The organism is Streptomyces sp. NPDC057474 (genome assembly GCF_042802555.1).
Taxonomy (GTDB): domain Bacteria; phylum Actinomycetota; class Actinomycetes; order Streptomycetales; family Streptomycetaceae; genus Streptomyces.
The window spans coordinates 1-4808 of the sequence record NZ_JBHVDX010000398.1; the positions used below are offsets into that span (position 1 = coordinate 1).

Consider the following 4808-nt stretch of genomic DNA (forward strand, 5'->3'; position numbering starts at 1 on the left):
CCAGGCCAGACCCTTCAAATGGACCAAGACTGCCGACCAGATCCTCGACCGCATCTGCCGCTACTGCTCACGCATCTCCGAACCAGATCACTAGGGCCCCGTGAGCGCCCGAGCCCCCGTCGGCGCCACGTGCAGCCGGAACCCGGCGACCTGGTGAGCGGGCCACCCCCGGGCGAACTCGGGCGGGCCGCCGCCCGGTGCGACGAGGGCGGCCACGGGGATGCGTTCGGCGGTGCGCAGGATGCCGTCCCGGGTGGTGTTGGCGTTGTTGCCGCGGGTGTGGGCGGAGGAGCAGCCCACGTAGTACGCGATGGGGATGGCGTAATCGCCGGTCAGCAGACAGGGCGGCCGTACGCCGAGGCGCCGCAGTGCGGCGGCGGTGCGGTCCCAGTCGCGATGGGAGGCGGTGGTGCGCTCGACGATGCGCTCCAGCACCGCGTACTGCACGGACAGATGCCCGACGACCCCGAGCACCACAACCGCCCCGACGACCGGCCGCCAGGCCCCGCCCGGACCTGTGACGAGACTCAGCAGCGCGTCGGCGACCGGGATCGCGAGCAGGGCGTACGCGGGCAGCAGGAAGCGCGGAGCGGCGTACCCGATCAGGAACAGATACGGAACGGCGGCCGTGGCGGCACAGACCAGCGGCACCACCGTGGATGTCGCCCGCCCGGCCCTGAGCGCGACGGCCAGCCCGATCGCGGCCAGCACCGGCAGCACGAACCACCACGCGATGACCGCCGGATGCGGCATGTCGCCGGTGCACGGACGGCACAGAGTACGCCCCACAAGACTGCGCAACTGGTCGTCGACAGCGATGTTCCAGCCCAGCCCGCCCTGGACCCGCGACGCGTCGGCCAGCCGCCGCGCCGGCCCGCCGTACTGGGCGTACGCCTCGACGACCCACGCCCCCGCCCCGGTGCCGAGCCCGACCACCATCGCCCCCAGGAGCCGCGGCCGTCGCCACTCCCGTACGCCCACCAGCAGCACGAGCATCGGAAGAGTCACCCACACGGTGTCGGTGGGCCGCATCCACGCCATCAGCGCGGTACCGGCGCCCGCACCCCACGATGCCGCCCGGTCCGCGGGATCGTTCCGCACCCGCAGAAAGCACCCCACGCAGCCGAGCGCACCGACCGCGACCCAGTAGTTGGGCATGGCCTGCGGCCCGTAGAAGAGGGTCACCCACAAGGACGCGAACAGCGCCCCCGCGACCGCGAGCACACGCACCGGGAACAGCCCCCGCCAAGCGGCCAGGGCGAAGTACAGCCCCATCCCGGACAGCACCGCGAGATACACGCGCAGCAACGCGGTGGACGACGACCACACGGCGACCGGCGCCACCAACAACGGCACCCCTCGGGCACGTGGCGCACTGAAGAACGCCGCCGGCGCATGCGGGCTGACCTGACTGACGTACACCGTCTCGTCCCAGCCGAGCCCCATCCCCGGTGGTACGAGGAGGAGTTGGGCCAGCGTGAAGGCTCCGGCCACCACGGCGACAGGGCCGAGCACCCGCGCCCCGGCCGCCGGAACGGCGACGGGCGTGACGACCGGAGCGGCGTTGGAACTGATGCGCATGATCCCATCCCGGAACTACTAACAAAAGCCTCTAAAGAGACAAAAGGATGAGACGCCGACCATGGCTCGGAAGCCACGCCGCACCGGCCGACGGCCTTCCATCACCCGCCCGGCTCAGTACGCCCGGCCCTTGCCCGGTGGCCCTCTTCCTCGCGGGGCGCACGTCTGCCTAGCGTGCGCCTCATGGATCCCCAACAGCGGCCGTCCACAGGGCCCTTCGACCGCGCCGGCCACTCCGACCGCTTCGACCACTGCCCCTGGCTGTTCGAGAAGGAGGCGACGGAGGAGCAACGAGCCGCGCAGCGGGAGCGGCAGCGGTCGCTCGGCGGCGACAGCGAGGTGGGCGAGCGTTGCTACGTGGCCGAGTCGGCGGCGGTCTTCCCCGACCTCCTACGACTCGGCGACGACTCGTACATCGCCGCCCACACCTACGTCACGGGCGACCTGACCACCGGGACGGACTGCACGCTGAACCCGTTCACCGTGGCCCGCGGCGCCGTCTCCCTGGGTACCGGCGTACGCGTCGGCGCCCACACCTCACTCCTGGGCTTCAACCACTCGATGGCCCCCGACCAGCCGATCTTCCGACAGCCCCAGTCCAGCCAGGGCATCTCCATCGGCGACGACGTCTGGATCGGCTCCCACGTGGTCGTCGTCGACGGCGTGACGATCGGCGACCACTGTGTGATCGGCGCCGGGGCGGTGGTGACGAAGGATGTGCCGGCGTGGACGGTGGCGGCGGGGAATCCCGCGCGGCGGATTCGGGACCGGCGGGAGACGGGGGGCCGGGGGCAGGCGCACCGAGAGACTGAGGGGCGCAAGGCGGGGAACCGGGTCGGCGGTGACGTCCTCGCCCGGTTCGCCGACACCGCCCGCGCTCAGGCCGCCGACATCCTCGACCGATGCTGGAACGGCGACCACTACACCGACCACCCCGGCGCCGCACCCACCGTGCGAGCCCACTGCGACGCCGTGGAAGTCGCCGACCTGCTGCTGGGTTCCGCCCCCGAGCACCTGACCCCCAGGGCACACATCGACCGCCTCACCACCCTTCAGGACCAGGAAACCGGCCTGGTACCCGAACTCGGCGAGCGACTGCCGCCCATGGACGCCGACGGCTTCACCGGCGAGGGCCCGGCCCTGTACCACGTTCTGTCCGTGGGCTACGCGCTCGACCTGCTGGGCGCACCCTTCCCCCAACCGATATACGCGGTCACCGATATGACGGCCCGTCAACTCATCGCCCGCCTGGACCGGTTGCCCTGGCAGGACGGCGCATGGACCGCCGGTGCCTGGATCGACTCCTGGGCCACAGCCGCCCATTGGAACCTTCGGCACCCCGACAGCGTCGGCCTCGCCCCCGGCACCCTCGAAGCCCTCTTCGGCTGGCTCCTCACCCGCGCCGACCCCTGGACCGGGATGTGGGGCAACCCCTCAGTCACCGCAGGCCGCCTCCAGGTGGTGAACGGCTACTACCGGCTCACGCGGGGTTCCTTCGCACAGTACGGGGTACCCGTCCCTCATCCGGAACGGGTCGTGGACGCGGTTCTGGATCACGCCCGCGACACCCGCTACTTCGGTGCGGGCCGGGAGAACGCCTGCAACGTACTGGACGTCGCCCATCCGTTGTGGCTGTGCACACGGCAGTTGGGTGGCGGAGGCGGAAGCGATGACAGCTACCGGTCGGCCGAGATCCGCAGGTGGGCCGAACAGCAACTCACCGCCGTCCTGACCCGCTGGCAGGCCGGCAGAGGGTTCGGATTCGGACCGGGTACGGCGGGGCCGGGCCCGGAGCCAGGGTTGCAAGGGACAGAGATGTGGTTGGCCATCGTCTGGCTGCTGGCCGATCTCCTGGGCCGCTCCGACCAACTGGGCTGTCGGCCCCGTGGTGTACACCGCCCCGAGCCGGCCGGCGGCGCGTGAGTCACACCACTTTCCGGAACGGCAGCATCCGTCCTGCTCCATTCGGGTGAATGTGTTTTCACCCAGGTGCGGGCATCGCGAAGGTGCGGAGCGGATGCGGAGAGCGCGATGAGGCGGGATACCCCATGACCCACTCGGTCACCACGAATTCCACCCTCATCCGGCGACCCGTGGCTCGGTGCACTACCTTTGGGCGTGAACAGCCGAGCGGCCCACGTTTACCCAATTCTTGCCACATGAAGCCAGAACGGCTGAGCAGCTACTAGGAGCGGGGCTTCCCATGCGTAATGCTGGGAGGTCCCGCGCTTCACTCCACAGCCGCTGGCACGGGAGGGCATCGGGTGCTCAAGACAGTGAAGACGCCGTCCGGCGGACGGACGATCGCCTACGAGACCTGGGGCGATCCCGACGCACACCCGGTGTTTCTGCTGCACGGAACTCCCGGAAGCCGACTCGGGCCCCGACTGCGGACCTTCGACCTCCACAAGCTCGGCGTGCGGCTCATCGCCTACGACCGACCGGGGTACGGCGGCTCCGACCGCCACCCTGACCGCAGGGTCGTCGACGCCGCCAAGGACGTCGACGCCATCGCCGACCACCTGGATCTCAAGAAGTACTCCGTGGTGGGCAGATCCGGCGGCGCACCGCACGCTCTGGCCTGCGCGGCGAAGAACATGGGCAGCCAGGTGACGAGCGTCGCCGCGTTGGTCTCACTCGCCCCGCCGGATGCCGACGACGGACTCGACTGGCGCAAGGGAATGTCCGAGTCCAATGTCTCCACCTACGACCTGCTCGATCGCCACGCTCCCGATGTGACCGAGCTGGGCGCGCTGCTGGCTCGCAACGCCGAGACCATCCGCCGCGACCCCACCGTCTTCCTCGCGTCCCTCCGTGAGGAGATGCCGAAGGTGGACCGGGTGATCGTCGAGGACGCCGGAATCCGCCAGCACCTTCTCAGGAACTACCTCTCAGCGGTGGGCGAGGCCGAGAAGGGCGAGGGCACGGCGGTCGATCCACGTGCTCCCATGGGCTGGGTGGACGACCTGGTCGCGTTCCGCTCCCGTTGGGGCTTCGACCTCACGGAGATCGACGAATCAGTGCCCGTGATGCTGTGGCACGGCGAGCGCGACATCTTCGCCCCCGTGGCCCACTTCCACTGGCTGTCCAGGAAGATTCCCAAGGTCAAGGCCGTACTCCAGCCGTCCGCGGCCCACTTCGCCGCCCTGCCGGCCCTGCCACAGGTCCTCGCCTGGGCTCGCGACATGGCCGAAGGCTGACAACTGCCGCAGTGTGCGGTCGTCGCC

Annotated in this window: 3 protein-coding genes; 2 read left to right on the forward strand and 1 reads right to left on the reverse strand. The window is 70.3% G+C overall.

Going from position 1 to position 4808, the window contains the following annotated elements; all coding sequences use genetic code 11:
• Nucleotides 1-90: 90 nt before the first annotated feature.
• Nucleotides 91-1581 (reverse strand): hypothetical protein, encoded by a 1491-nt coding sequence (locus ACFU53_RS46640; protein ID WP_384006346.1) that lies wholly within the window; start codon nt 1579-1581, stop codon nt 91-93.
• Between the two features lie 183 nt (nt 1582-1764).
• On the opposite strand from ACFU53_RS46640, the gene ACFU53_RS46645 reads away from it, so the two are divergent.
• Both ACFU53_RS46645 and ACFU53_RS46650 read left to right on the forward strand, forming a co-directional pair.
• Complete coding sequence (locus tag ACFU53_RS46645; RefSeq protein WP_384006348.1) at nt 1765-3504, forward strand: acyltransferase; 1740 nt, start codon at nt 1765-1767, stop codon at nt 3502-3504.
• 341 nt (nt 3505-3845) lie between these two features.
• Nucleotides 3846-4781, forward strand: a complete 936-nt coding sequence (locus ACFU53_RS46650; RefSeq protein WP_384006350.1) for an alpha/beta fold hydrolase — start codon at nt 3846-3848, stop codon at nt 4779-4781.
• Nucleotides 4782-4808 lie beyond the last annotated feature (27 nt).

Bases quoted from the DNA above. Each gene is read 5' to 3' on its own strand.
- ACFU53_RS46640 (WP_384006346.1), bottom strand. From the start codon at position 1,581: ATGCGCATCAGTTCCAACGCCGCTCCGGTCGTCACGCCCGTCGCCGTT.
- ACFU53_RS46645 (WP_384006348.1), top strand. From the start codon at position 1,765: ATGGATCCCCAACAGCGGCCGTCCACAGGGCCCTTCGACCGCGCCGGC.